General features: G+C 72.2%; 22 protein-coding genes. 11 read left to right on the forward strand and 11 right to left on the reverse strand.

The genetic code is table 11. The features are described 5' to 3' along the window. Nucleotides 1–175 precede the first annotated feature (175 nt). Together ACFE8Y_RS02310 and ACFE8Y_RS02315 are read left to right on the forward strand one after the other, a co-directional pair. Nucleotides 176–997, forward strand: a complete 822-nt coding sequence (locus ACFE8Y_RS02310; protein WP_375462772.1) for an alpha/beta fold hydrolase — start codon at nucleotides 176–178, stop codon at nucleotides 995–997. Between the two features lie 136 nt (nucleotides 998–1,133). Further along, nucleotides 1,134–2,582 (forward strand): Do family serine endopeptidase, encoded by a 1,449-nt coding sequence (locus ACFE8Y_RS02315; RefSeq protein WP_375462773.1) that lies wholly within the window; start codon nucleotides 1,134–1,136, stop codon nucleotides 2,580–2,582. Nucleotides 2,583–3,234: 652 nt separating this feature from the next. On the opposite strand, the gene ACFE8Y_RS02320 is transcribed toward ACFE8Y_RS02315, so the two are convergent. The 8 genes from ACFE8Y_RS02320 to ACFE8Y_RS02355 form a co-directional block, all read right to left on the reverse strand. Then, complete coding sequence (locus tag ACFE8Y_RS02320; RefSeq protein ID WP_375462774.1) at nucleotides 3,235–5,097, reverse strand: response regulator; 1,863 nt, start codon at nucleotides 5,095–5,097, stop codon at nucleotides 3,235–3,237. Continuing rightward, nucleotides 5,094–6,827 carry a response regulator gene (locus ACFE8Y_RS02325; RefSeq protein WP_375462775.1) on the reverse strand — a complete coding sequence of 578 codons (1,734 nt, stop codon included), beginning with the start codon at nucleotides 6,825–6,827 and terminating at the stop codon, nucleotides 5,094–5,096. The genes ACFE8Y_RS02320 and ACFE8Y_RS02325 overlap by 4 nt, the downstream gene beginning before the upstream one ends. Further along, nucleotides 6,824–7,864 (reverse strand): chemotaxis-specific protein-glutamate methyltransferase CheB, encoded by a 1,041-nt coding sequence (gene cheB / locus ACFE8Y_RS02330; RefSeq protein ID WP_375462850.1) that lies wholly within the window; start codon nucleotides 7,862–7,864, stop codon nucleotides 6,824–6,826. The genes ACFE8Y_RS02325 and cheB overlap by 4 nt, the downstream gene beginning before the upstream one ends. Before the next feature lie 17 nt (nucleotides 7,865–7,881). Next, nucleotides 7,882–10,191 (reverse strand): response regulator, encoded by a 2,310-nt coding sequence (locus ACFE8Y_RS02335; RefSeq protein WP_375462776.1) that lies wholly within the window; start codon nucleotides 10,189–10,191, stop codon nucleotides 7,882–7,884. Between the two features lie 117 nt (nucleotides 10,192–10,308). Then, complete coding sequence (locus ACFE8Y_RS02340; RefSeq protein WP_375462777.1) at nucleotides 10,309–11,982, reverse strand: methyl-accepting chemotaxis protein; 1,674 nt, start codon at nucleotides 11,980–11,982, stop codon at nucleotides 10,309–10,311. Between the two features lie 160 nt (nucleotides 11,983–12,142). Further along, nucleotides 12,143–12,679, reverse strand: coding sequence for a chemotaxis protein CheW (locus ACFE8Y_RS02345; protein WP_375462778.1), 537 nt, complete (start codon nucleotides 12,677–12,679; stop codon nucleotides 12,143–12,145). Continuing rightward, the gene (locus ACFE8Y_RS02350; protein WP_375462779.1) at nucleotides 12,676–14,142 is read right to left on the reverse strand and encodes a CheR family methyltransferase; all 1,467 of its coding nucleotides are present in this window, start codon (nucleotides 14,140–14,142) and stop codon (nucleotides 12,676–12,678) included. Before ACFE8Y_RS02350 ends, ACFE8Y_RS02345 begins: the two co-directional genes overlap by 4 nt. 19 nt (nucleotides 14,143–14,161) lie before the next feature. After that, complete coding sequence (locus ACFE8Y_RS02355; protein ID WP_375462780.1) at nucleotides 14,162–14,665, reverse strand: chemotaxis protein CheW; 504 nt, start codon at nucleotides 14,663–14,665, stop codon at nucleotides 14,162–14,164. Nucleotides 14,666–15,060: 395 nt separating this feature from the next. On the opposite strand from ACFE8Y_RS02355, the gene ACFE8Y_RS02360 reads away from it, so the two are divergent. The 7 genes from ACFE8Y_RS02360 to ACFE8Y_RS02390 all read left to right on the forward strand — a co-directional run bounded on the left by ACFE8Y_RS02360 (nucleotide 15,061) and on the right by ACFE8Y_RS02390 (nucleotide 20,466). Next, nucleotides 15,061–16,836: an acetolactate synthase 3 large subunit gene (locus tag ACFE8Y_RS02360; RefSeq protein ID WP_375462781.1), complete on the forward strand. Its 1,776-nt coding sequence runs from the start codon at nucleotides 15,061–15,063 to the stop codon at nucleotides 16,834–16,836. 25 nt (nucleotides 16,837–16,861) lie between these two features. After that, nucleotides 16,862–17,404, forward strand: coding sequence for an acetolactate synthase small subunit (gene ilvN, locus ACFE8Y_RS02365; protein WP_375462782.1), 543 nt, complete (start codon nucleotides 16,862–16,864; stop codon nucleotides 17,402–17,404). 58 nt (nucleotides 17,405–17,462) lie between these two features. Beyond that, complete coding sequence (locus tag ACFE8Y_RS02370) at nucleotides 17,463–17,711, forward strand: MazF family transcriptional regulator (RefSeq protein ID WP_375462783.1); 249 nt, start codon at nucleotides 17,463–17,465, stop codon at nucleotides 17,709–17,711. Nucleotides 17,712–17,745: 34 nt separating this feature from the next. After that, nucleotides 17,746–17,910 (forward strand): type II toxin-antitoxin system PemK/MazF family toxin, encoded by a 165-nt coding sequence (locus ACFE8Y_RS02375; RefSeq protein ID WP_375462851.1) that lies wholly within the window; start codon nucleotides 17,746–17,748, stop codon nucleotides 17,908–17,910. 157 nt (nucleotides 17,911–18,067) lie between these two features. Next, nucleotides 18,068–18,712, forward strand: a complete 645-nt coding sequence (locus tag ACFE8Y_RS02380) for a glutathione S-transferase family protein (protein WP_375462784.1) — start codon at nucleotides 18,068–18,070, stop codon at nucleotides 18,710–18,712. Between the two features lie 91 nt (nucleotides 18,713–18,803). Further along, nucleotides 18,804–19,955, forward strand: a complete 1,152-nt coding sequence (ilvC, locus tag ACFE8Y_RS02385; RefSeq protein WP_375462852.1) for a ketol-acid reductoisomerase — start codon at nucleotides 18,804–18,806, stop codon at nucleotides 19,953–19,955. 163 nt (nucleotides 19,956–20,118) lie between these two features. Then, nucleotides 20,119–20,466, forward strand: a complete 348-nt coding sequence (locus ACFE8Y_RS02390) for a hypothetical protein (RefSeq protein ID WP_375462785.1) — start codon at nucleotides 20,119–20,121, stop codon at nucleotides 20,464–20,466. On the opposite strand, the gene trpS is transcribed toward ACFE8Y_RS02390, so the two are convergent. From trpS to ACFE8Y_RS02405, 3 genes are all read right to left on the reverse strand, one after another. Continuing rightward, nucleotides 20,453–21,523, reverse strand: a complete 1,071-nt coding sequence (gene trpS, locus ACFE8Y_RS02395; protein WP_375462786.1) for a tryptophan--tRNA ligase — start codon at nucleotides 21,521–21,523, stop codon at nucleotides 20,453–20,455. The two genes, ACFE8Y_RS02390 and trpS, sit on opposite strands and share 14 nt — an antisense overlap. A 91-nt stretch (nucleotides 21,524–21,614) precedes the next feature. Next, on the reverse strand, nucleotides 21,615–22,379 hold the full coding sequence (gene nth, locus ACFE8Y_RS02400) for an endonuclease III domain-containing protein (RefSeq protein ID WP_375462787.1): 765 nt from the start codon (nucleotides 22,377–22,379) through the stop codon (nucleotides 21,615–21,617). A gap of 145 nt (nucleotides 22,380–22,524) precedes the next feature. Next, nucleotides 22,525–23,559 (reverse strand): P1 family peptidase, encoded by a 1,035-nt coding sequence (locus ACFE8Y_RS02405; protein ID WP_375462788.1) that lies wholly within the window; start codon nucleotides 23,557–23,559, stop codon nucleotides 22,525–22,527. Between the two features lie 75 nt (nucleotides 23,560–23,634). Between ACFE8Y_RS02405 and ACFE8Y_RS02410 the strand changes: the two genes are divergently transcribed. Both ACFE8Y_RS02410 and ACFE8Y_RS02415 read left to right on the forward strand, forming a co-directional pair. Next, nucleotides 23,635–24,096 (forward strand): GNAT family N-acetyltransferase, encoded by a 462-nt coding sequence (locus tag ACFE8Y_RS02410; protein WP_375462789.1) that lies wholly within the window; start codon nucleotides 23,635–23,637, stop codon nucleotides 24,094–24,096. Nucleotides 24,097–24,365: 269 nt separating this feature from the next. After that, a complete protein-coding gene (locus tag ACFE8Y_RS02415) occupies nucleotides 24,366–25,925 on the forward strand; it encodes a helicase HerA domain-containing protein (protein ID WP_375462790.1) in 1,560 nt (519 codons plus the stop codon). Nucleotides 25,926–26,033: the final 108 nt, after the last annotated feature.

Here is a 26,033-nt window from a genome sequence, read left to right on the forward strand (position 1 = left end):
CACCGTCCGAACAATCCCGAGGCCGCGAAGCCATCGGACCGGCGCGCCCGAGCGTCGGAACGTTCGAACAGGACGGCGATTTCCGCAAGGTTGGGATGTCGCCCCCGCCCCCGTGCAGCGCGACTGCGCCGCGGGCCCAGCCTGGGCCGACACCATCCGAGCAGAGGAACCCGCGATGAGCTTCATCGAGACCCGCGACGGCACGCAGCTCTATTACAAGGATTGGGGCAGCGGACGCCCGGTGGTCCTGATCCACGGCTGGCCCCTCGATGCCGACATGTGGGAGTACCAGATGCCGGTCCTCGCCGCGGCGGGTTATCGCGTCATCGCCTACGATCGGCGCGGCTTCGGACGCTCCGGGCAGCCCTGGACGGGATACGATTACGACACCCTCGCCGACGACCTGAAGGCCGTGCTCGACGGGCTCGACCTGCGGGATGCGGCGCTGGTCGGCTTCTCGATGGGCGGCGGCGAGATCGCCCGCTACATGTCCCGCCACGCGGGCGCCCGCGTGGCCAAAGCCGTCCTCGTGTCGGCGGTGACGCCGTACCTGCTCAAGGCCGAGGACCATCCCGGAGGCGTCGATCGTAGCGTCTTCGAGGGCATGATCGACGGGCTGAAGCGGGACCGGCCGGCCTTCCTCGCCAACTTCTCGAAGACCTTCTTCGGCGCGGGCGTGTTCCATTCGCCGGCCTCGACCGAGCTGATGACCTGGACCGGCAACCTCGCGATGCTGGCCTCGCCGAAGGCGACGGTCGACTGCGTCACGGCCTTCGGCACGACCGACTTCCGGGGCGACATGGGGCAGTTCAAGGTGCCGACCCTGGTGATCCACGGCGACGACGACCGGACCGTGCCGATCGACGTCTCCGGCAGGGCGGCGGCTGCGGCGATCCCGGGCGCGACGTTCGTCGTCTACGAGGGCGCCCCCCACGCCGTGCCGTTCACCCACGCCGAACGCCTGAACGCCGACCTGCTCGCGTTCCTGGGCGGCTGATCTTCCCGCGGCCCGATCACCGACGGGCGGCCCTCGCCTGCCGGGGTCGCCCGCGATAGACAGGTTCGAGCTAAATCATCGGTCATCGTGCCGGCGGGACGACGCCGGCACGGTGGCCCCGCTGCCGGAGCCCTCGATGCCTCGTCCGTCTATCCTCGCAACCGCCCTGCTTCTCCTCACGGCCGCGCCGGCGCCGGCCCAGATGGCGCGGACGCCGGACGCCCCGCCCGCCAAGACGGTGCCGGCCGCGAAGGCCGAGGTGCAGCTCTCCTTCGCGCCGGCGGTGAAGCGGGCGGCGCCCTCCGTCGTCAACGTCTACGCCTCGCACATCGACAAGCGCCCGAACGCGCGCGCCAGCGCCATGGACGAGTTCATGCGCCGGTTCTTCGGCGAGGAGGGCAGCGGGCGGGGCCCGGGCAACGCGCCGGGCGAACGGGCGCAGAAGTCCCTCGGCTCCGGCGTCATCGTCGACGAATCAGGCCTCGTCATCACCAACAACCACGTCATCGACAACATGAACGAGGTTCGCGTCGCCCTGGCCGACCGGCGGGAGTTCGAGGCGACGATCGTGCTGCGCGATCCGCGGACGGACTTGGCCGTGGTCAAGATCAAGAACCCGGCCGGCGGCCTGACCCCGATGCCGTTCGGCGACTCCGAGAGCCTCGAGGTCGGCGACTTCGTGATGGCGATCGGCAACCCGTTCGGCGTCGGCCAGACGGTGACGCAGGGGATCGTCTCGGCGCTCGCCCGCACGCAGGTCGGCTCCTCGGATTACCAGTTCTTCATCCAGACCGACGCCGCGATCAATCCGGGCAACTCGGGCGGCGCGCTGGTCGACCTCCAGGGCCGGCTGATGGGCATCAACACCGCGATCTACTCGCAATCCGGCGGCAGCCACGGCATCGGCTTCGCCATCCCCGCGAGCATGGTCAGGGCGGTGGTCGAGACGGCCCGGAACGGCGCCACCACCGTGCGCCGCCCCTGGCTCGGGGCTCGCGTGCAGAACGTGACCCCGGACATCGCCGAGAGCATGGGCCTCGACCATCCGACCGGCGTGCTGGTGGCGAGCCTCCAGGCCAGGAGCCCGGCCGAGGAGGCGGGCCTGAAGCGCGGCGACCTCATCCTCACCGTCGACGGGCAGGGCGTCGACGACCCGGAGGCATTCGGCTACCGCTTCGCCCTGAAGGGCATCCAGGGCCAGACCAAATTCGGCATCCTGCGCGGCACCGGGCGCACCACCGTGCCGGTCAAGCTGACGCCGGCACCCGAGACGCGGCCGCGCGACGTGCTGAAGGTGCGCACCCGCTCGCCCTTCCTGGGTGCCACGCTGATCAACACCTCGCCGGCCGTCGCCGAGGAGATGATGATGGACTTCCCCACCGACGGCGTCGCCGTGCAGGCGGTGGACGAGAACTCGATCGCGGCCCGCGCCGGCCTCCGGACGGGCGACATGGTGGTCGCGATCAACGGCCTGCCGGTCACGTCCACCAAGGACATCGATCGGGCCACCCGCAACGCCCTCAACGCCTGGGAAGTCGCGATCAACCGCGGCGGCGAGGTGCTGACCTCGGTGTTCGGAGGCTGAGAAACGACCGTCGCTGCCCTTGTACCTGATGCCGCAAGACCCTGGAGCCGCGCTGCGATCGAGCGGGAGCCGGAACGCTCCAAGCTGTCGCATACGGTTTCCGGTTGATCGGTTCGGTTGCGTGCGCTCGCTCCACACTCTGCGAGCTTGCGGACTCACACATCTTGAGACCGGTGCTGCGTGGATCGGGCGAAGCGCCGGGCGGCCCCCTCTCCCCACACATCTCGGGCTTGCCCGAGATGGGCAATGCGGATGTCCAAGTCGGGCAGGCCCGACTTGGATGGGAGAGGGCTGGGGTGAGGGGCGTGACCTCTCCGGTGCGTTCTCATCCCTCACCCTGTCCTTCTCCCGCGAAGGGTGTGGGAACCCGCGCCATGTCCGGATCGCGTGGAGCGATGCGTGCATCCGCAAGCCTCTGTGGGGCGGGCGTCGCGTCAGCGAAGGTCGGGTGAGGGGCGCGACGGGGCCGGAGAGGTCGTTCTCCTCAACCGGCTTCGCGCGCGGGCCATCCTCTCACCACCCAAGTCGGGCTTACCCGATTGGGGCATCCACAATGCGCATCTCGGGCAAGCCCGAGATGTGTTTGGGAAAGAGGGAAGGACGCGCGGATGACGGGCGGCGACGCTCCCGAACCGATCAACCGGACAGGGTATCAGGCAGCGCCCGCAGGCCCGAGGAGCGAGGAAACACGCCGAGCCAGCTCGGCCGACTGGAAGGGCTTCGTCAGCACCGGCAGGTCCCGCGGGATCTGCACCGCCTCCGCATGCCCGGTGACGATCAGGACGGGCACCTCCGACCAGCGGCTGCGGACCTCGGCGGCGAGCTCGACGCCGGTCATGCCCGGCATCGCGAGGTCGGCGACGACGAGGTCGAAGCGCCGCCGCTCCAGCAATGCCAGCGCCGCGGCGCCGTCCGCCGCCTCGGTCTCGGTGTAGCCGAAGCCGTTGAGGAACGAGGCCGTGACGTGGCGGACCTCCGCGTCGTCGTCGACGACGAGGATGCTGGCGCTGCGCATCGCCACGGGAGGGGCCGGCTCGGCAGCGACGGCTCCCACCGCAGCGACGGCCCGGGGCAGGGCAAGCTCGACGCGGGTGCCGCGGCCGACCTCGCTTTCGATGCGCAGGCGCCCGCGGGATTGCTGCGCGAGGCCGAACACCATGGCGAGGCCGAGGCCGGTGCCCTGGCCGACGGCCTTGGTGGTGAAGAACGGCTCGCAGACCCGCGCGAGGAGTTCCGGCGGGATGCCCGCGCCGGCATCGGCCACCGAGACGACGGCGTAATCGCCGGCTTCGATGTCCGGGTCGTCCTCGATGCGCAGGGCGGCGGTCGCGATCGTGATCGCCCCGCCGTCCGGCATCGCGTCGCGGGCGTTGATGCAGAGGTTGAGGATCGCGAGTTCGAGCTGGTCCGGGTCGACCTGGGCCGGGGGCAGTGCGGGATCGAGCCGGGTCTCCACCGTGACGAGGCCGCCGAGGCTGCGCCCGAACAGGGTGTTCATACCCTCGACGAGGGCGTTCACGTCGGTCGGGCGCGCCTGCAGGTCGGTGGCGCGGCTGAAGCTGAGGAGGCGCTTGGTCAGCGACGCGCCGCGCTCGGCCGCGCCGCGGGCGTTCTCGATCAGCCGCTGCACGCGGGGCTGGTCCTGGACCTTCGGGGCAGCCAGTTCGAGGCTGCCGAGGATCGCGGTGAGCAGGTTGTTGAAGTCGTGCGCGATGCCGCCGGCGAGCGTGCCGAGCGCCTGCATCTTGTCGGACTGGCGCAGGCGCGCCTCCAGGCTCTTCTGCTCGGTGACATCGCGCTCGATCGTGGCCAAGTGCGCGACCGCGCCGGAGACCCCGCGGATCGGCACGCGGACCACGTGGCTCCAGCGCTCGGCGCCGGTCGGCCCTTCGGCCGAGACGATATCGCCGACCTCGCCGGAGCGGATCGCGGCGGCATCCGCCTGCGCGCTCTCGGCGGCGCGCGCGCCCGACAGGTCCCCCTCCCGCCGCCCGAGGCAGGCGGCGACGTCCTGCCCGAGGAGTGCCGCCTTGCGGGCGTTGAGGCGCAGGAACCGCCCGTCCGCGTCCTTGAACGAGATCGCGTCCTCGGAATGGTCGAGAAGTCCGAGCAGCAACGCGCGCTCCGTGGCGAGATCGCGTCCGAGGCGATGGCGCTCGAAGGCGTTGCGCACGGTGCCGAGCAGCAGGGCCGCATCCCACGGCTTGGTGACGTAGCCGATGATGCCGCCGCGGTTGAGCGCGCCGATCACGGCGGTGATGTCGGCGTATCCCGTGAGCAGGATCGCCTGGGCGTCGTGGAAGGTCCGGACCTCGGCGAGCAGCGCGTCGCCGGTCATGCCGGGCATGCGCTGGTCCGAGAGCACGACCGCGATGTCGGGGTCTGACCGCAGGATCGACAGCGCTTCGGCCGGCTTCGTCGTCGTGACGACGCGGTAGGTGTCCTCGAACAGGTCCTCGAGGGCGATCAGGATATCCGGCTCGTCATCGACGGCCAGGATCGTGCCTCTGGTCATGCGCGCGCCGCCTGCCGCGGAATTCCGATCACGAAGCAGGCTCCTCCTCCCGGCGCCGTCTCCACGGTGAGCGAGCCGCTATGCGCCTGAACCACGCTGTAGGCAATCGCGAGGCCCAGCCCCGTGCCGGCGCCGACGGGCTTGGTCGTGAAGAACGGCTCGAAGATCTTCTCCCGCAGGTCCTCGGGGATGCCGGGGCCGGTGTCGCTGATCCGGATCAGGTCGGTGTCGGGCAGGGTCTCGGTGGCGACGCGGATGGTGCCGCCCGCGGGCATGGCGTCGGCGGCGTTGCCGAGGATGTTCATCACCACCTGGTTGAGGAGCGCCGGCGTGCAGTGGATCTCTGGCCGCCCGGAGAAGTCGCGCTCGACGCCGATCCCGGTGCCGAGCTTGTGCTGGATCAGCGCCAGCACCGTCTCGATCGCCTCGGGCACGTTGACGAGGGAGCGCTCGCCCTCGTCGAGCCGCGAGAATTTCCGGAGATTGAGGACGAGGTTCTGGATTCGGGTGAGGCCCATGCGCATCGAGCCGACACGGTCGCGGGCCTTGGTCAACGCCCGCTGCGCCGCCGCGTCGGACTCCTGGACCGGGAGGTCTCCGAGCAGTCGTTCGACGGTGCCCTGATGCGCCAGGATGAAGGCCAGCGGGTTGTTGATCTCGTGCGCGATGCCGGCGACCAGTTCGCCGAGCGAGGCCATCTTGGCGGCCTGGACGAGCTTGGCCTGGGCGTCGGTGAGCCTGCGGTTGGCGAGCGCCAGGTCGTCGTTGGCCCGCTCCAGGGCGTCGGCGAGGCGGGCGCGGGCCTCGGCCGCCTCGGCCTCGGCGCGCGCATGCTCCACCGCCTGCTGACGCGCGCCGAACTCACCGGCGATGCGGCGGTCGTCCTCCTCCAGGAAGCGGCGGCGCACGAGTCCGCGCACCCGCAGGGCGAGAACCTCGCCGTCGGCCTTCGAGACCACGTCGTCGGCGCCGGCCGCGAAGGCCTGCACCAGGAAGTCCTTAGCGGGGCTGCTGCCGGACACCCCGACGAGGTGGAAACCCGCCCCCGCCACCTGCGCACCCCGCCGCTGGTCGATGGCACGACAGAGCGACAGGCCGTCGTAGGCGGGGCCATGCAGGTCGACGGTGACGCAGTCGAACGCTGCGCCGCCGCCTGCGTCACCCTCCGCGTCGAGGGCGGCGAGCGCCTCGGCCGGCCCGGCGGCGCCGGTGACGGCGTGGCCGTCCTGGGCGAGCAGGCCGGCGAGGAAGGTGCGGTAGGTGGCGCTGCCGTCGACGACCAGCACGCGCCCGCGCCGGAAGGCGGCGGCCGACGGCGTCTGAGCGCCGCCCGGCCCAGGCCCGCCCATGCGCTCGCGCAGCAGCGCGCGGATGCGCAGGATCAGCAGATCGCGGTCGCCCGACTTGGCGACGTAGGCGTCGGCGCCGCTCTCCAGCCCCTGGCGCTCGCCGTCGCGGGCGCTCGTGAGCATCAAGAGCGGCAGGGCCCGGGTGCGAAGCGACAGGCGGAGCTGGCGGGTCAGCTCGTCGCCGTTCATGCCCGGGAGATGATAGTCCGCCACCACGAGGTCGGGCAGGCCGAGGTTGAGGTGGTCGAGCGCCGCTTCCGCCGTCGGGCAGCGCTCGACGTGGAAGCCGTGGCCCTCCAGAAGCAGGCGCAGTTCGAGGGCCTGCGTCTCCGAATCCTCCACGAGGAGGATGCGGGGGGCTCCGGGCGCGGCACCGCTCATGGGCCGGCGTCCGGCTGGGCCAGCCGCAGGAGATGGGCGGCGACGCGGTCGAGCGGCAGGACCCTGCGGGCGGCTCCGAGGCGCACCGCGGCGGCCGGCATGCCGTAGACCACCGCGGTGCTCTCGTGCTCGGCCACCGTCTGGGCGCCGGCGGCGTGCATGTCGAGGAGGCCCGCCGCCCCGTCCTCGCCCATGCCGGTGAGCAGCACGCCCATACCGGACGCGCCCGCTTGGCGGGCGAGCGAGCGGAACAGCACCGTCGCTGCTGGGCGCTGGCCGGAGACCGGCAGGGTGTCGAGGATGCGCAGCGCACGGCTTGCGCCGAGTTCGAGGTGGCGGTCGCCCGGCGCGACGTAGACGCGCCCGGCCTGCGCCCGCTCGCCGTCGCGGGCGATCGCGACCGGCATCGGGACGACACCGTCGAGCCAGTGCGCGAACCCGTCCATGAAGGCCGCGCCCATGTGCTGCACCACCAGCACCGGCAGCGGAAACGTCTCCGGCAGGGCGCCGATCACGCGGGCGAGGGCGGGTGGGCCGCCGGTCGAGGCGGCGAGCGCCAGGACGGTCGGATGCTCGGATCGCACGGGCGACGGCACGGGGTCGGCCGCGCGGCCGAGCCACCCGGCTCCGATCGGCCGGCGGCGGATCACCGGCACCTGCGCCATGATGCGGAGCTGCGTGCAGATCTCGCCGGCGACCGCGTCGTAGCCCGCATGCGTGGTCGCCACCGGCTTCTCGACCACGGCGAGCGCCCCGGCCCGGAGCGCGTTCATCGAGATCCGCAGCGAGGAATCCTCGACGGAATCCGCCACCACCACGATCGGCGTCGGGCGCTCGGCCATGATCCGCCGGGTGGTCTCCAGGCCGTCGATGCCGGGCAGGCGGATGTCCATCGAGATCACGTCGGGCCGCACCGTCTCGATCGCGGCGAGCGCCTCCTCGCCCGAGACGACGGCCGCCACGAGGTCGAGGCGGGAATCGCGGGAGACGATGTGGCGCAGGAGTTCGCGCACCACGAGGCTGTCCTCGACGAGCATCACGCGCACCGGCGCGCTCACAGCAACTGGCCGATCGTGTCGAGGAGCTGGCGCTGGTCGAACTTCTGCTTGGTCAGGTAGGCGTCGGCGCCGAGGTCGAGGCCGCGCGCCACGTCGTCGGCATCGCCTCGCGAGGTCATCAGCACCACCGGCAGGCGGGCGAACCGCGCCTCGGCCCGGATCGCCCGGAGCAGGCCGAAGCCGTCCAGCCGCGGCATCTCGACGTCGGCGAGCACGAGGTCCACCGCCTCGATGTCGGCGCGCAGACGATCGAGGGCGTCCTGCCCGTCGACGCAGACGACGACGCGGTAGCCGGCGGCTTCCAAGATGCCCTTCTCCAGGGTGCGGGTGGTGATGGAGTCGTCGACGACGAGGATCGTCGCGCGCCGTGTCGAACGTGGCGCTTCGGGCATCGTTCCGCCCGGACTCTCCCCCGGTTCGAGGAGCGTCGCCGCACCCACCTGCGCCGCCCGCGCCGCGAGGCTTTCGGGGTCGAGGACGAGGGCAGGAACGTCGCCGGGCAGGATCACGGTGCCCGAGACCAGGCCGGGACCGGCACCGAACGCGGGGGCCGGCAGCACGAGGAAGGTGCGCACGTCCTGCAAGCTGTCGACGGCCAGCGCGACCCGGTGTGCGCCGGCCCGCACCAGGATCGCCGTCAGGCTCGCACCCGACGGCACGTCGCCGCCGAGGAGCTCGCTCAGGGCGATGACGGAGACGCTCTCGTGGGCACCCTCCGGACCGGGGAGACGCAGCACCGGCCGGCCCATGGCGCGGGACAGGCCGGCCCGGTCGAGGCGCAGCAGCCGCTCGACCGCGGCGGCGGGCAGCGCGTAGGTCGCGCCGCCCGCCTCGACCAGCAGCATCGGGCGAAGGACGGCCGAGACCGGAACGCTGATCGTGAGCGCGGTTCCCCAGGGCGCGCGGGCTTCAAGCCACGCGCTGCCCTGAAGCGCATGGGCGGCATCCGCCACAACCGAGAGCCCGAAGCCGCGGCCGGACAGGGCGTCGACGGCGGCGGCGGTGGAGAAGCCCGGCTCGAACACCAGCCCGAGCAGGGTCGCTGCGTCCGCGGCGTCGTCGGGCGCCAGCAAGCCGCGGCGGCGCGCGGTCGCCGCGATGGCGGCGAGGTCCGGCCCGGGGCCGTCATCCTCGACCGAGACGACGAGGCGACCGCCGTGGATCGCCACAGCGAGCCGGATCGACAGGGCCTCAGGCTTGCCGGCGCGGACCCTCACCCCGGGGTTTTCCGCACCGTGGCTCAGGGCGTTGCGCAGGGCGTGCAGCACCGGGTCCTTCAACGCCTGCAGCATGCCGCGGTCGACGGGTAGGTCGAGGCCGTGCGCCGTCAGATCGATCTCCCGGCCCTCGTCCCGTGCGGTGTCCCGCAGCGACCGGGCAAAGCCCCCGAATGCGGTCTCGGCCGGCACCAGGGCGAGGCGCTCGGCCTGCATCCTGACGCGGGCGGCGGAGCCCTCGACCGCGGCCGCGGCGGCGGCCTGTCGCCGGGCGAGATCGGCCGCATCGCGGGCGAGGCGGGCGAGGCCCGCCTCGAAGCCGCGCAATTCCAGGCGCATCGCCTCCAGCGCCGCGGCGACCTCATCGGTCGCCTCGGCCCGCGTCCTCGACCGCAGGACGCGGACGAGGGTCGCGACGGCACCGCGACCGTGCAGGGCCTCGGCCCTGCGCCGCAGATCGTCCGACGCCCGCGCGAGGCGGGCGAGCCCGTCGGCGATAACCGCCTCGCCCCCGAGGGTGCTCGTCAGCGCGTGACTCGCCCGAGCCAGCGCCTCGACCGTCTCGGCCGGCACGCGCAGGAGCGACGGGCCGGTCTCGGGCGCGGGCTCGATCGGCGGGAGCGGCGTTGCGGCAGGTTCCGGCTTCGGGGTCAGCCGGTGATCCGCTCGCGGGATGGAGGGCGTCCCGGCATCGGGGGCGGTCCCCGCGTCCGCGGGCGGCGCGAGGCATCGGTCGAGCGCTTCAAGAGCGTCGGACGGCATCGCGATGTTCGGATCGGCCTTCATCCCGGCGACGAAGGCCTCGATCCGGTCGAGGGCCAGGTGCGTCGCGGCAGCCGCGTCCCGATCCAGCGCCGCGCCGGCGCCGACCCGCTCGAACAGGCTCTCCAGCCGGTGCGCCACCGCCTCGACCGGCGGCAGGTCGACGGCACGCGCAGCGCCCTTCAGGCTGTGCGCGCGCCGGAAGATGTCGTTCCAGTCCGGGACGCGGCCGGTCCCCGCGGCCCCGAGCGCCGCCCGGATCGCGTCGATGTGCTCGCGATGCTCGACCTCGAAGGCCGCGAGCAGGAGCTGGCGGATGTCGGTCACGCGGGCGCGCCGGGCAGGCGGGGGGCACCCGAGCGCCCACGCGTCCAGCCCCCGGCGATCATTTCGCGCCGCCGTCTCGTCCTCACGCGAACCGGGCTTCCCATCGCTCCACCCGGCTCAGTGCCGGTAGCGCTCGGCGAGCGCCATCAGCGCCTGCGCCAACTCGGTGAGGTTGGCCGAGGCCGCCTCGACCTCGCGGGTGCCGGCCGCCGTCTGCTGGCTCGCCTGCCGGATGTTCTGGAGCGCGCCCATCACCTGCTCGATGCCGAGCTGCTGCTGGTTCGTGGACGCGACGATCTGCTGGAAGGTCTGGACGTTCTCCTCGACCCGGGCGGTGATCTCCTCGATCGTCCGCTGCGTGGTGTCGGAGCGCGACTTGCCCGCGACGGCGCGCTTGACCGCCTCCTCGGTCAGCATCACCGAGGTGTTGATGCCGCGCTGGATCTCCGAGAGGATGGCGCGCACCTGCGTCGTCGCGCCCTTGGCCTGATCGGCGAGCAGCTTCATCTCGGAGGCGACGACGGCAAAGCTCCGCCCGCTCTCGCCGGCCGCCGCCGCCTCGATCGCGGCGTTGAGCGCCAGCAGGTGGGTGCGCTCGGAGATGTCGTTGACCGTCTCGATGATGTCGCCGATCGTCTGCGTCTTCTCCGAGAGCGTCACGATGTTGCCGGCCACCGCCTCGGCCTGCTCGCGGATCGCGTCCATGGCCTTGGCGGTGTCGGCGACCGCGCGCAGGCCCTGGCGCGAGGTCTGCGCGGTGGCCTGGGCGGTGGCGATCACCTCGCCCGCGCGCTTCGAGATCTGCGCGCCCGAATGCGTGATCTGATCGACCGTCGCCGCCGTTTCCTGCACGGCGGCGAACTGCTCCTCGACCGACGCCGCCTGCTGCTGGGCCGAGGCGCGGATCTCGGCCGCCGCGGCGTTGAGGTCGGCGGTCGCGGCGCGGTTGGTGCGGGCGAGGTCGGAGAGGCCCGCCACCATGCCGTTGAGGGTGCGGGCCAGCCGCGCGACCTCGTCCCCACCCCTGGCCGGGAGCGTGCCGGACAGGTCGCCCGCGCCGACGCGCTCGGCGAACTGCATCACCGCCTCGATCGGGCGCACCACGGCGCGGCTGATCAGGGCCGTGACGAGGACGGTGAGGAGGAGGCTGGCGGCGAGCGTCAGCAGGATCGAGAGGCGCGAGCGCTCGTACAGGTCGGCGACGCCGCGCTGGCCGGTGCCGATGCTGTCGTCGAGGGCGAGGCGGGCGCGCTCGACGCCCGCCACCGTCGCCTCGTAGAGGCGGCCGACGTCGTCGTTGCGGCCCTCGACGGCCGGGATGTCGCCGGCGACCGCGGCCGTGAGCTGCGCTTCGCTGCCGTCCCGGTAGGGGCGATACGTCTCGGCGGCCTGGTTCAGGATGGAGAAGAGCCGGTCCCAGGCCGCCATCCGATCGGCCGAGATCGCCCGGGTGCGATACTCGCCCGTCTCCCGGAGCAAGTCGGCGAACAGGGTGTCGATCGCCGTCGCGATGCGGCGCCACGGGGTGAGGATGTCCTCGTCGCGCACCGTGCGCCCCTGCGCCCGCATCAGGGTGGCGATCACGGCGTTGCGGCGCAGGATGCCGAGGTCGCGCACCTGATTGCCGAGCACGTCGAGCTGGCTCAGCACCACGAGGTCGCGGGTGACGATCTTGTCGGTGGCGTCGCGGACCGCCCCGATCTGACCGATGGCGTAGAGCCCCAGCGCCACGATCACCACGGTGACGGCGGAAAAGCCGAGGAGGATCCGTTTCCCGATGGAGAGCGACAAGGCGGGTGATGCTCCGAAACCGGCGGCCGGCGGGGGAGCCGCCGAGCCGCCCAGGGTCTAGAGCACTTTCCATGATCCAAGGATCATGGAAAGTGCTCTATCCTCTTGTGGGGTCGCATTTTCTTCACGCGAGCCGGCAACCACCTCGCTAGAAAATGCTCTAAGGCAGGATGCGCCGCAGCAGGCGCGGCAGGTCGATGACGACGAAGTCGCCCACGCCAGCGGCGCCGGAATCGGGGGCGGCATAGCGTGAAACCGCCGCGCTGCCGAATCCGGCGGACGGCGCGTCCGCCTCCGACAGGTGCGCGATGCCGAGGGCGCGGTCGACGGCGAGCGCGACCGGGACGGGGACGGCGCGCAGGACCGCGAGGTGCCCCGCCTCGGCCCGGCCAGCGCCGGGGCGGGCAAGCGCGCGGGCGAGACCGACGACGCTGACGATCCGGCCGGACAGGGCGACGAGGCCGAGGATCGGGAAGGCCGCGCCCGGAACCGGGGTGCAGGGCCGCATCGGCAGCACCTGCGCGACGGCCGACAGCACGATCCCGTAGCGCTCGGAGCCGCAGGCGCAGACGAGGTAGGCGCGGGCTGGTCCCGCCTCCCGGCTCGCGGAGCCCCTGCGGGCGAGCATCGCGGTGCGCGCCGCGCGCTGGGCACGGGCTCGTCCGTCCTGATCCTGCACGTGGTCCGCCGCGCTCACGCCGCCCCCGGTCCGATGCCGTCCCGCGCGGCCGCCGCGCTGCGCGCGATCTCGCCGGCGCCGGCGCCGTCGCCCTCCGGCAGGCGCGCGTCCGGCGACAGGGCTTCGCTCAGGGCGACCGCGTTGTCGAGGGCCCGGCGGGCCTCGGCGGGGCGGCCGATCCCGCCGAGCAGCAGGCCGAGGTGGTAGTGGGCCATCACGAATCCGCGGTCGAGGTAGAGCGCGGCGCGGAACGCCCGCTCGGCCTCCGCCTCGCGCCCGAATCCTTGCGCGAGCAGCCCCTCGTAGAGCCGTAACGGCGCATCGGTCGGCCACGCGGCGAGGGCCTCGCGCAGCATCCGCCACGCCGCGCCGGTGTCGCCCGCATCCGCCAGCGCGCGGATGCTGTGCCGGACATCCCGGGCTGCGGCCGGCGGTGCATCCGCGGGCGCGGGGAGGGGATCGGGCCGCTGCACGGTCGCGGCCGACCGGCCGACCGGGGCCGGCCCGTACGCCGGTGGCCCTGCCGGGGGAACGGGTTCGACGGCAGCGATCGGCAGCGCGGCGCGAACCGGCAGGCGGATGGCGAGGGGGGGCATCGCGAGCGCATCGGGCAGCCGGCGATAGGCCACGGTGCCGGGCAGGTTCACCGCGTCGAGCCAGCCGGAGAAGACGGGACTGGGCTCCGCATGCCCGATCAGCAGCCAGCCGCCGGGCCGCAGGCGCCGCCCCAGGGCATGCACGATCGCGGCGACCGTGTCCGTGCCGAAGTAGATCAGCACGTTGCGGCAGAGGATCAGGTCGAAGTCCCGGAAGCCGTCGGGCGCCGTGCCGTCGAGCAGGCTCATCAGGTTCTGGCGCTCGAAGCGCACCATGCGCCGGAACTCGGGGCGGAGCGCGTACCCGCCCTCGCGGGCCGCGCCGGGGCTCGCAGGCGTGCGCAGGAAGTAGCGCAGGCGCTCCTCCGTCGGCAGGGTGCGCAGCGCCCAGCGGCCGTAAGCGGCGTCGCGCGCCGTGGCCAGCGCCGCGATGCTGATGTCGGTGCCGACGATGCCGATGCGCCACTCGGGGAGCGCCGGCCCGAGGAGCTGGTGCAGCAGGATCGCCACCGAGTACGGCTCGGCGCCGGTGGAGCAGCCCGCGCTCCACACTCGAAGGCTGCGCTCGGGTGCGCGCCCGGCGATCAGGCCCGGCAGGATGGTCTCGCGGAGCGCGGCGAACTGCTCGGCGTAGCGGAAGAAGAAGGTCTCGCCGATGGTGATCTCGGCCTCGAGCGCCGCCCACTCGCCCTCCCCGTCGTCGAGGCGGGCGCCGTAGGCCGCCGCGTCGGCCACGTTGCAGGCCTTGAAGCGGCGGCGCAGGCGGTCGAACAGCAGGTCGTCCTTGTCGGCGTAGTACTGGTGGCCGGTGCGCGCGATGATCCGCGCCTTGAGCGGGGCGTAGCCCGGATCGGCGTGGGGGCTCGGGCCGGCCGGCCGGCGCATGGCGGGACGCGCTCGCCGGTCAGGCCGCCGGCAGCGCGGCGAGCCGCGCCGCGGCCGCGCGCGTCAGCTCGGCGACCCGCGCGCGCTCCTCCGCGGTGAGGATGCGGGCCGGATCGAGGGCGTGCACCAGCCGGTCCCCGCGCCGGATCTCGGCCGCGACGCAGCCGTTGAGGCTGCGGTCGTCCGCCACGGACCGGACCGCGTCGGCCTCGACCGCGACGAGGTCGGTCACCCGGTCGACGAGGAGCGCGCTCGCCGCGTCGGGACTGAGGACGAGGTGGGCGTAGGCGTCGGGCTCGTGGTCTCCCGCGCGCAGGCCGAGCAGGCGGGCAAGGTCGATCACTGGCACGGGGGTGCCGCCGAGGTTGAGGAACCCGGCAAGCCACGCCCCGGCGGCGGGCGGCCGGAACAGCTCGGGCAACGGCAGGATTTCTCCGGCCGCCGCGCGGGGCAGGGCGCAGGGCGTGCCCGCCACGTCGAGGAGCAGGTAGGTGTCGGGCGAGGCCGTCTCGGGGTGGGCCACCGGCGATCAGGGCTCGCGCGTTCGGGAGGTATTCCCAAAACTGATAGGCCGGGCGGACCACGCGAGCAATCGCGACGCTCACCCGCGTGCCGGTCTCCCCGGCGCGGCCCCGGTCGGTCGCGGCGTCGGAGCCCCGTTGACCACCCCTGCGGCCTTCGTTATGAAGCCCGACACTCTTCACGCGGTCTGCCGTTCGGGCGGGCGCGGTTTTGCGAAGCGGGTTCGATGCGCGCGATCCTTATCGTAGCGAAAGCGCCACTGACGGGGCGGCCCTGAGCTAGGGCCGCGATCCGGGCGGTGGCGCATGCAGGGTCCCTCACGGGGCCCTTTTTTGTTGCCCGCGCCGCACCCGCGATATGCAAGACGACCAGGACACGAGGCGAAGGAGGAAGACGATGGGCGGCGAGGTCATGACCGGGGCCGAGATGGTCATCCGGGCGTTCCGGGATCAGGGTGTCGACACGCTGTTCGGGTATCCGGGCGGGGCGGTGCTGCCGATCTACGATGCGCTCTACCACCAGAACGCCCTCAAGCACGTGCTCGTGCGCCACGAGCAGGGCGCGGTGCACGCCGCGGAGGGCTACGCCCGCTCGTCCGGCAAGGTCGGCTGCGTGCTCGTCACCTCGGGCCCCGGCGCCACCAACGTCGTCACGGGGCTCACCGACGCGCTGCTCGACTCGATCCCGCTCGTCTGCATCACGGGGCAGGTGCCGACGCACCTGATCGGCACCGACGCGTTCCAGGAATGCGACACGGTCGGCATCACGCGCCACTGCACGAAGCACAACTACCTCGTCAAATCGATCGACGACCTGCCGCGCATCCTGCACGAGGCGTTCTACGTCGCGCGCCACGGGCGGCCCGGCCCCGTCGTCGTCGACCTGCCCAAGGACATCCAGTTCGCGAGCGGCCTCTACGAGCGCCCCTCCGTCGACGGCCACAAGACCTACCGCCCGGCGGTGAAGGGCGACGCCGAGAAGATCCGCGCGGCCGTCGCGCTGATGGCGCAGGCCCGCCGCCCCGTGTTCTACACCGGCGGCGGCGTCATCAATTCCGGTCCCGAGGCCTCGCGCCTGCTGCGCGAACTGGTCGCCGAGACCGGCTACCCGGTCACGTCCACGTTGATGGGCCTGGGCGCCTTCCCGGCCTCGGACGAGAAATTCCTCGGGATGCTGGGCATGCACGGCACCTACGAGGCCAACCTCGCGATGCACGAATGCGACGTGATGATCTGCGTCGGCGCCCGCTTCGACGACCGCATCACGGGCCGCCTCGACGCGTTCTCGCCGTTCTCGAAGAAGATCCACGTCGACGTCGACGCCTCCTCGATCAACAAGGTGGTCAAGGTCGATGTCGGCATCGTCGGCGACTGCGCCTCGGTGCTCGCCGACATGCTGGAGGCGTGGCGGGCGCTCCCCGCACGGCCCGAGCCGTCCAACCTCGACGGGTGGTTCGCCAAGATCCGCACCTGGAAGGCGCGCGAGTGCCTCGCCTATTGGCCGTCCGGCACGATCATCAAGCCGCAGCACGCGGTGCAGCGGCTCTACGAGGCCTGCAAGGGCCGCGAGACCTACATCACGACGGAGGTCGGCCAGCACCAGATGTGGGCGGCGCAGTACTTCAAGTTCGAGGAGCCGAACCGCTGGATGACCTCGGGGGGCCTCGGCACGATGGGCTACGGCCTGCCCGCCGCCATCGGCACGCAGTTGGCGCACCCGAACGGGCTGGTCATCGACATCGCCGGCGAGGCCTCGATCCTGATGAACATGCAGGAGATGTCCACCGCCGTGCAGTACCGCCTGCCGGTCAAGGTGTTCATCCTCAACAACGAGTACATGGGCATGGTGCGCCAGTGGCAGGAACTGCTGCACGGCTCGCGCTACTCGCAGAGCTACTCGGAGAGCCTGCCGGACTTCGTGAAGCTGGCGGAAGCCTACGGCGCCAAGGGCATCCGCTGCGACAAGCCGGGCGAGCTCGACGGGGCGATCGCGGAGATGCTGGCCCATGACGGCCCGGTGATCTTCGACTGCATCGTCGACAAGACCGAAAACTGCTTCCCGATGATCCCCTCAGGAAAAGCGCACAACGAGATGCTGCTCTCCGACTATCTCGGCGAGACCGGCGTGGAGCTGAGCGACGTGATCTCCGAGGAAGGCAAGATGCTGGTCTGACCGGCCGCATCCGAGGAGACGCGCGATGAACGCCATGAACACCCACTACCCCGATGCCGGCCGGATCGAGCCGACCAACCGGCACACGCTCGCCGTGATCGTCGACAACGAGCCGGGCGTGCTGGCGCGCATCTCCGGGATGTTCTCGGGGCGCGGGTACAACATCGAGAGCCTGACGGTCTCGGAGACGGAGGAGGCGCGCCACCTCTCGCGGCTGACCATCGTCACCACCGGCACCAACGCGGTGATCGAGCAGATCAAGGCGCAGCTCGACCGGCTGGTGCCGGTGCACCGGATCGTCGACCTCACCCTCCAGGGCAGCGCCCTGGAGCGGGAGCTCTGCCTCGTGAAGGTGGCGGGCCAGGGCGAGCACCGCAGCGAGGCGCTCAGGCTCGCCGCCGCCTTCGGCGCGAAGACGCTCGATGCGACGCTGACCTCGTTCGTGTTCGAGCTGACCGGCGCGACCGAGGAGATCGACCGCTTCATCCGCCTGATGACGGTGCTCGGCCTCGTCGAGATCTCCCGCACCGGCATCGCCGCGATGGGGCGCGGGCCCGAGCCGATGTGAGGGATTTCGGCGGTACCGGCGTATGGTGAGGGCGCCGGCTTGCGGGAGGAGCGTCGCGATGGAAGGGGCATTGGAGCGATCGGGGGACGAGTTCCTGGTCAGGATTTCGGCGGCCGACGTGCGGGAACGCGGGTTGCGCGAAGGCCAGACCGTCGAGGTCAAGCCTCAGGCCTCAAAGCGCGAAACGCTCGCAGACATGATCGCCGAAATGGATCGGCTCGGACCGTCGTATCGGCCGGAACTGGTCGATTGGGGACCGGACGTCGGCGCCGAGATCATCCGTGACGACGGACGCGCAGCGACTTGATCCACCGGATGCCGGCGATCCGGTCTGAGTTGATCTGCGTCCGACGCTCGGTCACGAACAGGCCGGCGCAAGGCCCGCTCTCGTCCTGACCGACCGCGACTTCCACCAGCGTGGTACCGCATCCATCGTCTGTCCGATCACACAGAACATCCGGCCGTGGCCGATGAAAGTCTTTCTGCCGCCGAGCCTCGTGGTGTAGGGCGCGATCCTGACCGACCAGATCCCCAGCGCGGATCGCACGAGGCGCGGCTTCCGCCAAATCGGCGGCGTGCCCGACAAGATTCTCGACGTGATTCACCGCAAGATCGCGACTGTGATCGGCCTATCTCTCGATTTCTAGACACGAGACGCGAGTCATGACCGGACCTACTCTCTACTACGCCCCGGGCGCCTGCTCGCTCGCCTCCCACATCGCGCTGGAGGAGGCGGGCGCCCCCTACGAGACCGTGCGCCTGAACCTCCAGGCCGGCGACCAGCGCGGGGCGGCATACCTCGCGATCAACGAGCGCGGCCGCGTGCCGGCCCTGGTCGAGGGCGCGTGGGTGCTCACCGAGAACTCGGCGATCCTGCGCCACGTCGCCCGCGCGCACCCCGACGCCGGCCTCTGGCCGGAGAACCTGCGCGGTCAGGCCATCGCCGACGAGTGGCTGTGCTGGCTCTCGACCAACCACCATCCGACCTACGCCCACATCCGCCGGCCGGGGCGCTACGCGACGGACGAGGACGCGTTTCCGGGCATCCAGGCCAAGGCTCTGGATACCTACGGCGACCTCTGCACCATGACCGAGGTGCGGCTCTCGAACGGCGGCTGGGCCGTGGACGGCCGCTACAGCGTGGTCGATCCCTACCTGCTGACGTTCTGGACCTGGGCCCACGGTCCCGCCTGCCGCTTCGACATGGGCGAGCGCTTTCCCGCCTGGACTGCCCACGCGCGGGCCATGGCCGAGCGCCCCGCGGTCCGCACCGTGTTCGCGCGCGAAGGCCTCGACCTGCCGGCCTGAGCCCGGCGCAGGGCGGCAACGCGGTGATTCGCCCTTTCGTCGAGGGGGCCACCTCGCTAGAAGCCGAGCACAGCTAAGGGCTCCCACGGAAATAAGTGCTTCGCCCCGCGAGGCGAATCCTCCTGTAAACTCTGGTGGGTCGAAGCACTTATTTCCGTGGGGACCCAAGGCCGCGGGCGCCCGAGCGCGCCACGTCCACCGACCCACCGAGGAAGAGACCGCCATGCGGGTGTACTACGATCGCGACGCAGACCTGAACCTGATCAAGGGGCGCAAGGTCGTCATCGTCGGCTACGGCAGCCAGGGCCACGCCCACGCGCTGAACCTGCGCGATTCCGGGTGCAAGGACCTCGTCATCGCGCTCCGCGAGGGTTCGGCCACCGCGAAGAAGGCGGAAGGCCAGGGCTTCACGGTGATGAACGTCACTGATGCGGCGAAGTGGGCCGACGTGGTGATGATGCTCACCCCCGACGAGCTGCAGGGCGACATCTACCGGGAGTCGCTTCACACCAACATGAAGCAGGGCGCGGCGCTGCTGTTCGCCCACGGCCTCAACGTCCACTTCAACCTGATCGAGCCGAGGGCGGATCTCGACGTGCTGATGGTCGCGCCGAAGGGCCCCGGCCACACGGTCCGCTCCGAGTACCTGCGCGGCGGCGGCGTGCCGACGCTGATCGCCATCGCCCAGGACGCGTCCGGCAACGCGCACGACCTCGGCCTGTCCTACGCCTCGGCCAACGGCGGGGGACGTGCCGGCATCATCGAGACCACCTTCAAGGAGGAGTGCGAGACCGACCTCTTCGGCGAGCAGGCCGTGCTCTGCGGCGGCCTCGTCGAGCTGATCAAGGCGGGCTTCGAGACGCTCGTCGAGGCGGGCTACGCCCCCGAGATGGCCTACTTCGAGTGCCTGCACGAGGTGAAGCTCATCGTCGACCTCATCTACGAGGGCGGCATCGCCAACATGAACTACTCGATCTCCAACACCGCCGAGTACGGCGAGTACGTGACGGGTCCGCGCATCGTCACGCCCGAGACCAAGGCCGAGATGAAGCGCGTGCTCACCGACATCCAGTCGGGCACCTTCACCCGCAACTGGATGCTGGAGAACAAGGTCAACCAGACCTCGTTCAAGGCGACGCGCGCCAAGCTCGCCGCCCACCCGATCGAGGAGGTCGGCGCGCGCCTGCGCGGGATGATGCCGTGGATCTCCGAGAAGGCGCTCGTGGACAAGACCAAGAACTGACGCCGTTGGCGGGCGGCCGGACTTCACCCGGCAGGGCGCGATCCAGGCCGGCCTCGCGCGAGCGGGACCGGCCTGGATCGCGCCTCGGGCAACCTCGGCAATCGCCTGCGCCGATCGGGCGGACACTCATGACCGCGACCAGAACAGCCCCGCACGCGAAACGATGAGGGCGTTCAGGAGGAAGGCCCGGGTCAACGGCCCGCGCTACATCCACACGCACCGGAAGGTCGCGCAGAACCGCTACGTGCCGACGCCCGACACGGAGACGCCGCTCGCCCTGTGGAAACGCCGCGGCATGGTCGGCGACGTGATCCCGGAAGCGGACAAGGCCCGCGTCGCGCGGGAGGGCCGGATCGACCTGCCGGACTACGAGGCGCGGGGTCGCGCGCGGCGAGAGCCGACTCCAGCTCACGCGCCGAGCAGACCGGCCAGATCGGCGGCTGCCGCGGTGAGGGAGATGCTCGGAGCGGCTTCGAAGACCGGCGCGCGGATGATCGTCACACCGCCGTGAGCCGCGTCCGCCGGACGAAGCCGACGATGTCCTTGACCGCCTCCAGCGTCGGCGCGGCGATGGCCTCGGCGCGCTCCGAGCCGTCGGCGAGCACCGCGTCGATGTGGCTCGCGTCGGCCGTGAGCCGCTTCATCTCGGCGGCGATGGGGCTGAGCGTCTCGACGGCGAGTTCCACCAGTGCGCCCTTGAAGGCGGAGAACTGCGCGCCGCCGTACTCGGCCAGCACCGCCTCGCGGGTCGTGCCCTTCAGGCCGGCGAAGATGCCCACGAGGTTGTCGGCCTCCGGCCGGCCGGCGAGTCCCGCCGCCTCGGAGGGCAGGGCGTCCGGATCGGTCTTGGCCTTGCGCACCTTCGAGGCGATGGCGTCGGCATCGTCCGTGAGGTTGATGCGCGAGTTGTCCGAGGCGTCGGACTTCGACATTTTCTTGGTGCCGTCGCGCAGGGACATGATGCGGGCGGCCGGGCCGCCGATCAGCGGCTCGGTCAGGGGGAAGAACCCCTCGTTTTCGCCGTTCCCGTGCCCGTGCGCGGCGATGGAGGCCGCAAAATCGGTGTTGAACTTCTGCGCGATGTCGCGGGTCAGTTCGAGGTGCTGCTTCTGGTCCTCGCCCACCGGCACGTGCGTCGCCCGGTAGGCGAGGATGTCGGCCGCCATCAGCACGGGGTAGTCGTACAACCCGATGGACGCGGCCTCGCGGTCCTTGCCGGCCTTGTCCTTGAACTGGGTCATGCGGTTGAGCCAGCCGAGCCGCGCGACGCAGTTGAACACCCAGGCGAGTTCGGCGTGCTGCGGCACCTGGGACTGGTTGAAGACGATTGCGCGCGTCGGGTCGATGCCGGCGGCGAGGAAGGCGGCCGTCACCTCGCGGATCTGGCCCTTGAGGGCCTCCGGGTCCTGCCACAGGGTGATCGCGTGCAGGTCGACGACGCAGTACAGGCACTGCGCGTCGCGCGCCTGCATCTCCACGAAGCGCTTGATGGCGCCGAGATAGTTGCCGAGGTGCAGGTTCCCGGTCGGCTGGACGCCGGAGAACACCAGTTCCTTGAATGCGGCCATCGCGCGCCACCCCCCGCCGCCGTACCGGACCAGACCGTGCCGCGCGCGAGGCGGTTTCTGAACCGGCGGCCGGGGAGGGTCAAGGTGAGGCTCAAGGCTCGCGGTACGCGGTTTGCGCGCTCGGGCAGAGGTCGAGCAGCACGCAGCGCCCGCAGGCGGGCTTGCGGTAGTGGCACACCTGCTGGCCGTGCAGCATCAGGATCTCGTGGTTGTCGTAGAGGTCCTGCGCCGACCAGTCCGCCGGAAGCTGCCCCCGCAGGATCGGGTGCGAGGGGCCGACATCGACCCGGGGGCCGATCAGGCCGAGGCGCTGCGCCACGCGGTGGTGGTGGCTGTCGACCGGAAGCGCCGGCATCCGCAGCACCGAGAACGCCAGCACCGCGGCGCTCGTCTTCGGCCCGATGCCGGGGATTGCCTCGAGCCACGCCCGGGCCGCGTCCACCGACAGGTCGCCCAGGAAGTCGAGCGACAGGGCGCTGCGCCGGTCCCGCACCGCGCGCAGGGCCGCCTGGATGCGCGGCGCCTTAAGCTCCGGCCACGTGACGCCGCGGATGTCCGCCTCGACCTCGGCGACGGGGGCCTCGATGAGGTCGGCCCAATCGGGGAAGCGTGCGCGCAGCGCCTTGAAGGCCCGGCCCGAATCGGCATTGCGGGTGCGGTGCGACAGCAGGGAGGAGACCAGCTCGGAGAGCGGATCGAGGCCGCGGAAGTACGGGATCGGGCAGCCGTAGACCGGGCAGAGCCGCCGGTGGACTTCGAGCGCCTTGCGTTCGATCTCGCCGGCCTGCGCCGAGGCGACCGTGCGGGAGCCGCGGGGGTCGGGACCGGCGAGGTCGTATCCGGGGGCGATGGTCATGCGGGCGGAATCCGCCGGACCGCATGCCGGTTCCCGGCATCGGAACCGCAGGTGAGCGGCGGTTCGGCGCACCGGGCCGGGCGCGACGGCCGGACGGGGACCTGCGCACGATCCGGGTTCCGTGCGATCAGCGTTCCCGGTGGGGTCAAGCCCGCGCGGCGGCTCCGGGGAACCGGTCGCGCCACGCCGGCGGCGAGCCGAGCAGATCCGCGGCGGACTGTGCCTGCGCGATGCCGGCAAGGCGCGTTGCGGAGAACACCCCGATCGCGACCGCGCGCGCCAGCACCTGGGCCGCCATGTCGCCCAGCCGCGCGAGGTCGCCGACCGGGTCGGCCGCCGGCACCACGCCCGTGGCGACGGAGAACACCGCGTCCCCGTCGAGCGGCGTGTGGACCGGCTGGATCGCACGGGCGAGGCCTACCTGGGCCGCCACCGCGAGGCGGCGGCACTGCGCCTTGGTGAGCCGCGCATCGGTGGCGACCACGGCCAGCGTCGTGGCGGCGCCGGAGAGCGTGCGGGCGGGGAAGTCGAGGGCGCCGTCCGGCACTGCCGCGGGCAGGCCGAGGCCGCCGAACTCGGCGCCGCGCTCGAACGGGGCCGCCCAGAAGTGCGGGCCGTCGCCGACGGTGACGCGGCCGAAGGCGTTGACGGCCGCGAGCGCGCCGACGCGGAAGCCCGTGCCGGGAACGAGCGCCGAGGCGGAGCCGATCCCGCCCTTGAGGTTTCCCGTCCGTGCGCCGGTGCCGGCCCCGACCGAGCCGAGGGCGAAATCCGCGCGGGCTGCCGCGGCCGCGGCGAACCCGAGCTCGCGATAGGGCGGATAGCGCCCCCAAGCCTTGTCGCCGCCGTTGAGGAGGTCGAACAGGATCGCGCCCGGCACGATCGGCACCCGCATCCCGCCGACCGGGAAGCCGCGCCCGGCTTCCGCGAGCCACGCGACCACGCCCGCGGCGGCATCGAGGCCGAAGGCCGAGCCGCCCGACAGCACCAGGGCATCGATGCCCTCCACCGTGCGCTCGGGGTCGAGCAGGTCGGTCTCGCGGGTGCCGGGGCCGCCGCCGCGCACGTCGACGCTTGCAACGAACGGCCGGTCGAACACGAGCGCGGTGACGCCGCTCGCGATCCGTTCGGCCGAAGCGTGGCCGACGCGGATGCCGGCGATGTCGGTGATGCGGTTCATGGCCGGCAGCATGGCACGGCGGAAGGGCGGCCGCACAGCTTGAGCGTTGGGCGGAACGGGTTCAAATTCGCGCCCATGGCCGATACCCCAACCATCCGTCCCGTGGCCCGCGGCGACCACGCGCAGTGGCTTCCCCTCTGGGAGGGCTACAACCTGTTCTACGAACGCGTCGGGCCGGCCGCGATCCCGTCCGAGGTCACCCAGGCGACCTGGGACCGTTTCTTCGACGCCTACGAGCCGATGCACGCGCTGGTGGCCGAGCGTAACGGCCGGCTGATCGGGCTGACGCACTACCTCTATCACCGCACGACGTCGGCCTACGCGCCGTTCTGCTACCTGCAGGACCTGTTCACGTCGCGGGACGCGCGCGGGCAGGGGGTGGGCCGGGCGCTGATCGAGGGGGTCTACGCGGAGGCTCGGCGCGCGGGCTCGCCCCGGGTCTACTGGCAGACGCACGAGACGAACGCGACGGCGATGCGCCTCTACGACGCGGTCGGGGACAAGTCCGGCTTCGTCGTCTACCGCAAGGCGCTCTGATCCGCGGACGCTCCGACGACGGGGAAGCGGAGGCGTCCGAAGAGCGCATCCCATCAGGAACTTGGCGCTGCGACCCGATGCGGCATGATCGGGCGCGGCTTGCGTCGAGCGGCCGTCCACGGCGGGGCACAAGCGCAGGAAGGCGGACGCGTGCCGCGCTCCGCAACCTCGACCTTGTGGACGCGCGCGCCGCCCCGCCCCGCCGGGAGCCGGTCCGTGCTAAGGCATCGTGCCGGGCCTGTCCCGGCGGCGTGCGAACCGGAGCGGGGATGGCGTTCGGCATCGAAATGGGGCTCGGCCTCGACGGAGCCGGGCAGGGGCAGCCGGCGCGGCTCGACCTGGAGGAGCTGCTCGCCACCCGCCTGCTCGTCCAGGGCAATTCCGGTTCCGGCAAGTCGCACCTGCTGCGCCGCCTGCTGGAGCAGAGCGCCGGCCACGTGCAGCAGGTCGTCGTCGACCCCGAGGGCGACTTCGTGACGCTCGCCGAGGCGCACGGCCACCTCGTCGTCGATGGCGGGCACGGAGAGGCCGACCTCCAGGCGATCGCGGCGCGCGTGCGGGCCCACCGGGTCTCGGTGGTGCTCGACCTCGAGAGCCTCGACATGGAGGCGCAGATGCGCGCGGCGGCGGCCTTCCTCGGCGGCCTGTTCGAGGCCGAGCGGGCGCACTGGTATCCCTGCCTCGTGGTGGTCGACGAGGCGCAGATCTTCGCGCCCACGGCGGCCGGCGACGTCTCGGACGAGGCGCGCAAGATCGCGCTGGGGGCGATGACCAACCTGATGTGCCGCGGGCGCAAGCGGGGACTGGCCGGCATCATCGCCACGCAGCGGCTGGCCAAGCTCGCCAAGAACGTCGCGGCCGAGGCCACCAACTTCCTGATGGGCCGCACCTTCCTCGACATCGACATGGCGCGGGCCGCCGACCTGCTGGGCCTCGACCGGCGCGGGGCGGAGCGGTTCCGCGATCTCGCGCGCGGCGAGTTCGTCGCGCTCGGGCCGGCCCTCAGCCGCCGGCCGCTGGCCCTGCGGATCGGACCCGTCACGACCGGGGCGCGCGCGGCGGCACCGACCCTGATCCCGCTGCCCGACGCCGCGGACGCCGACCTGCGCGCGAAAATCCTGGCACCGGCCGAGGACGGGTTCGCCTACGCGCCCCGCGCCGCCCGCCCGGTACAGATGCCGCGGGTCAGCCCGGCGGACCTGATGCGGGACCTCGCCGCCCACCGGTCGGAGCCGGCACCCGCGCGCCCCGCCCTCGACGAGGCCGGGAACCGGGCCGGCTGCGAGGCGATCGTGCGCGGCCTCGTCGCCGAGCCCGAGGCCGGGCGTCAGTCGGCGGCGGTCATCTATCAGGACTTCCTGGTGCGCTGCCGGATGCGCGGCCTCGACGGCGAGCGCCTCGGCCTGCCGGCCTTCCGCAGGAGCCTGAGCGTGGCGCGGGCCGGGATCGACGAGGCGTCCGCGAGCCCGGACGGCGACGCGCGCTGGGCGGAGGCGCAAGAAGTGGCTGCGGGGATGCCCGAGGACGTGCAGGGCCTGTTCCTGCTCCTCGCGCGCGCGGCGCTCTCCGGGGCGCCGTGCCCGGGCGATGCGGTGCTCGCGCGCGCCATCGGCAGCCGCTCGCCCGGCCGCGCCCGGCGGCTGTTGGGCTACATGGAGAGCCGCGGCGCCATCGTCTGCCGGACGGACTTCTCCAAGAACCGCATCGTCGCCCTGCCGGCCCTCGGCTGCGAGACCGCCCCCGGCGACGCGAAGGCGGAGGCCGCCGACTCGGCGATGCCCGAGGCGGCCGAGGCCGGCGCAGGCCTGGGCCTCTTCGCCGCCGAGTGACATCGAGGGTGTTCTCATGCGGCGGCGCCCGTCTCAGCCCTCCACGGCAGGGGCGGGCTGACAGGGCGCTGCCCGGCCTCAGCGCGCCTCACGCGACGCCGGTTCAAC

Source organism: uncultured Methylobacterium sp. (genome assembly GCF_964242245.1).
Classification (GTDB): Bacteria; Pseudomonadota; Alphaproteobacteria; order Rhizobiales; family Beijerinckiaceae; genus Methylobacterium.

Bases quoted from the DNA above. Each gene is read 5' to 3' on its own strand.
- ACFE8Y_RS02390 (WP_375462785.1), top strand. From the start codon at position 20,119: ATGAGGGCGTTCAGGAGGAAGGCCCGGGTCAACGGCCCGCGCTACATC.
- ACFE8Y_RS02325 (WP_375462775.1), bottom strand. From the start codon at position 6,827: ATGAGCGGTGCCGCGCCCGGAGCCCCCCGCATCCTCCTCGTGGAGGAT.
- ACFE8Y_RS02415 (WP_375462790.1), top strand. From the start codon at position 24,366: ATGGCGTTCGGCATCGAAATGGGGCTCGGCCTCGACGGAGCCGGGCAG.
- ACFE8Y_RS02320 (WP_375462774.1), bottom strand. From the start codon at position 5,097: ATGACCAGAGGCACGATCCTGGCCGTCGATGACGAGCCGGATATCCTG.
- ACFE8Y_RS02360 (WP_375462781.1), top strand. From the start codon at position 15,061: ATGGGCGGCGAGGTCATGACCGGGGCCGAGATGGTCATCCGGGCGTTC.
- trpS (WP_375462786.1), bottom strand. From the start codon at position 21,523: ATGGCCGCATTCAAGGAACTGGTGTTCTCCGGCGTCCAGCCGACCGGG.
- ACFE8Y_RS02315 (WP_375462773.1), top strand. From the start codon at position 1,134: ATGCCTCGTCCGTCTATCCTCGCAACCGCCCTGCTTCTCCTCACGGCC.
- ACFE8Y_RS02380 (WP_375462784.1), top strand. From the start codon at position 18,068: ATGACCGGACCTACTCTCTACTACGCCCCGGGCGCCTGCTCGCTCGCC.
- cheB (WP_375462850.1), bottom strand. From the start codon at position 7,864: ATGCTCGTCGAGGACAGCCTCGTGGTGCGCGAACTCCTGCGCCACATC.
- ACFE8Y_RS02405 (WP_375462788.1), bottom strand. From the start codon at position 23,559: ATGAACCGCATCACCGACATCGCCGGCATCCGCGTCGGCCACGCTTCG.
- ACFE8Y_RS02350 (WP_375462779.1), bottom strand. From the start codon at position 14,142: ATGCGCCGGCCGGCCGGCCCGAGCCCCCACGCCGATCCGGGCTACGCC.
- ACFE8Y_RS02410 (WP_375462789.1), top strand. From the start codon at position 23,635: ATGGCCGATACCCCAACCATCCGTCCCGTGGCCCGCGGCGACCACGCG.
- ACFE8Y_RS02310 (WP_375462772.1), top strand. From the start codon at position 176: ATGAGCTTCATCGAGACCCGCGACGGCACGCAGCTCTATTACAAGGAT.
- nth (WP_375462787.1), bottom strand. From the start codon at position 22,379: ATGACCATCGCCCCCGGATACGACCTCGCCGGTCCCGACCCCCGCGGC.
- ACFE8Y_RS02370 (WP_375462783.1), top strand. From the start codon at position 17,463: ATGGAAGGGGCATTGGAGCGATCGGGGGACGAGTTCCTGGTCAGGATT.
- ilvN (WP_375462782.1), top strand. From the start codon at position 16,862: ATGAACGCCATGAACACCCACTACCCCGATGCCGGCCGGATCGAGCCG.